Genomic DNA, 2,950 nt, shown 5'->3' with positions numbered 1-2,950 from the left:
CGGGGGCGGGGGCGGGTTTCGCTCGCCGGCGCCCCCACGCTCGGCTGCGGGCAGGCTGGGACGGCGTCTCGGGGAGTCGTAAAATCGGGGCACTGTGTCTGACTCCCCTGATGCCCCTGAGCCCCGCACCACCGGTGCCTCCCTTCGTCACACCCGAGACAGGGGTGAGCCGCGATTTCCCGACGGGCCCAAGCCGGATCCCGCCGGGTCGCACTTCGAGCGGCGGATCAGGAGTTTCCAGCCTCGGCGGAGTCGGGTGACGGCCGGGCAGGCGGACGCGCTGCAGCGGCTGTGGCCCAAGTGGGGGCTCGACATCGACGGGCGGGCGCTGGATCTCGTCGAGCTGTTCGGCGACGAGAAGCCCGTCGTGCTGGAGATCGGGTTCGGGATGGGCGAGGCGACCGCCCGGATGGCCGCCGCCGATCCGGACACCAATGTGCTCGCCGTGGACGTGCACACGCCGGGCCAGGGGAACCTGCTGAATCTCGCGGACCGGGACGGTCTGTCGAATGTGCGGGTCGCGAACGGCGACGCGATCATCCTGCTGCGGGAGATGCTCACCCCCGGCTCGCTGAACGGGCTGCGGGTCTACTTCCCCGACCCCTGGCCGAAGAAGCGGCACCACAAGCGTCGGCTGATCCAACCGGAGTTCCTCACGCTCGTCGCGTCACGGCTCGGGCCGGGGGCGATCGTGCACTGCGCGACGGACTGGGAGCCGTACGCCGAGCAGATGCTGGACGTGCTGACCGCGCATCCCGACTTCGAGAACACGCGGGCCGACGGCGGGTTCGCGCCACGTCCCGGCTTCCGGCCGCTGACCCGTTTCGAGGGGCAGGGACTGGACAAGGGTCATGTGGTGAACGATCTGCTCTTCCGCCGCGTACAGCAGCGTGAGCAGCAGCAGGAGCGAGAGCAGATGCAGGAGTCCGAACAACCCCCCACAGGCGTCTGAAGGCCGTCGTTCACAGTCCGGCGGGCACGGTCCGGCGGGCACGGTCCGGCGGGCACGGTCCGAAGCACGACGGTTCGCAGGACGCGGTCCCGCGGACCGGTCCGATGGGCGCGCGGTCCGATGGGCGCGCGGTCCGACGGGCCCGGGCCCCGCGGGCCGTACCACGCGCCGTCGCGGGCGGCGCCATCCCTCGTTAGGGTCAATGCAATGGCCACCAGTTCCCCCTACCCGACGCACCCCGGCGGCTCCGCCGGTGGGTATGCGTTCAGGCCCACGCGCTGGTGGCAGCGGAAGAGCGTCAGATACGGGGCCCTGATAGGGCTGCTCGGGGTCTCCGGGTTCGTCATCCTCGCGCTCGTCCGTGAACAGACCGGCACGGAGGGGTTCCTCGTCGGGCTGGGGCTCGCCGTGCTGCCCGTGCCGTTGCTCATGGCCGCGTTCCGGTGGCTGGACCGGGTGGAGCCCGGGCCCTGGCACAACCTGGTGTTCGCGTTCGCCTGGGGGGCGTGTGCCGCGGCACTCATAGCCATCGTGGCGAACAGTTTTGCGACCCGGTGGATAGCCACGGCGACCGCGGATCCCTCGCATGCCGACGCCCTGGGTGCCACCGTCATAGCGCCCGTGGTGGAGGAGACCGCCAAGGCCGCGGCCGTCCTCCTTGTCTTTCTGTTCAGGAGGCGGCACTTCACCGGGATCGTGGACGGCGTGGTGATCGCGGGGTTCACCGCGACCGGTTTCGCGTTCACCGAGAACATTCTGTATCTGGGCACCGCTTTCGGGACGGATCAGCTCAGTGGGGGGAGTGGGCTGGCGTCGGTCACCGCGGCCACGTTCTTCGTGCGGGTGATCATGTCGCCGTTCGCGCATCCGTTGTTCACCGTGCTGACGGGGATCGGCTTCGGGATCGCGGCGTTCTCCGCGGAGTGGCAGCGGGGGCGGCGGGTGCTCGTGCCGGTGGCTGGGCTGCTGCTCGCCATGGGGATGCACGCGGTCTGGAACGGGTCGGCGACGTTCGGGGAGTACGGGTTCTTCGCGGTGTACGCGGCGTTCATGGTGCCGGCGTTCGGGTTGCTGACGTGGCTGGTGATCTGGGCTCGGCAGCGGGAGTTGCGGACCGTGCGGGAGGCGTTGCCCGCGTATGCGGCCGCGGGGTGGCTGACCCCGGCCGAGCCGTATGTGCTGGGGTCGATGCGGGCTCGGCGCGTGGCGCGGGAGTATGCGGCGCACCACTTCGGGAAGGCGGGGGCCCGGTCGGTCGCGGAGTACGAGGCGTACGCGACGCAGTTGGCGTTCCTGCGCCATCGGGGGCTGCGGGGGCGGGCCGGGGATGGCTTCGCGCTGCGGGAGCGGGAGCTGTTGTTCGAGCTGTGGCGACGGCGGGAGTTGGCTCGGCCCGCGATGGGATACGCGGGGCGGGAGGCTGGGCCGAAGCACGGGTATGGCTACGGCTACGGCTACGGGCACGAGCACGGCGGCTACGGCTACGGCTACGGCTACGGCTACGGCTACGGGTCGGCCTACCCTCAGCCGGTGGCATACGGGGCGGCTCCGTATCCCTCGTACAACCCGTATCAGTACTAGCGGTTCACGAGCCACCTGTTGGGCGGTTCGGGAGCCGCCGGTCGGTGGGGCGGGGCCGCGCCGGCGGGCCGCGCCCGTGCGTCGGTGGGCCTTGCCGGTGCGTCGGCCCGTCGCCTGGAGCCCTGCTGCTCGGGGTTGGTTCGGTGTGACTTCTCCGGGCCGCCGTATGCGACCGGCCCGACTCACCCGCACAGCCTCTTCCGTGCGGAGGCGGCGGACCGGGCGTGGTGGCGTCGGTCGGCGGGTGCGTGCCGCGTTCCTCGCTGTGACCGCTCGGTCGTCGGTGTGACTGCCCTTCGTCCCGCCCGGTGGTCCCTCTGTGCGCAGCCGTGCCGCTGAGCCGGCCACCCGGCCCCGCTCACTCCCCGCTCCGTGCGTCCCGCGCCCGGCCGCGGGCAGTCATGCTGCCGGGGCGGC

General features: G+C 71.7%; 2 protein-coding genes. Both read left to right on the top strand.

All coding sequences use genetic code 11. The annotated features are described in order from the left end of the window. The first annotated feature begins 94 nt into the window (after positions 1 to 94). The gene (trmB, locus tag AWZ10_RS14105) at positions 95 to 952 is read left to right on the top strand and encodes a tRNA (guanosine(46)-N7)-methyltransferase TrmB (RefSeq protein ID WP_078935619.1); all 858 of its coding nucleotides are present in this window, start codon (positions 95 to 97) and stop codon (positions 950 to 952) included. A gap of 207 nt (positions 953 to 1,159) precedes the next feature. After that, the gene (locus AWZ10_RS14100) at positions 1,160 to 2,533 is read left to right on the top strand and encodes a PrsW family intramembrane metalloprotease (protein WP_060891213.1); all 1,374 of its coding nucleotides are present in this window, start codon (positions 1,160 to 1,162) and stop codon (positions 2,531 to 2,533) included. The last annotated feature ends 417 nt before the right edge of the window (positions 2,534 to 2,950 follow it).

The sequence above is a fragment of the Streptomyces europaeiscabiei genome, assembly GCF_001550375.1.
Classification (GTDB): domain Bacteria; phylum Actinomycetota; class Actinomycetes; order Streptomycetales; family Streptomycetaceae; genus Streptomyces; species Streptomyces europaeiscabiei.
This window is presented reverse-complemented; position numbering and strand designations above follow the sequence as displayed.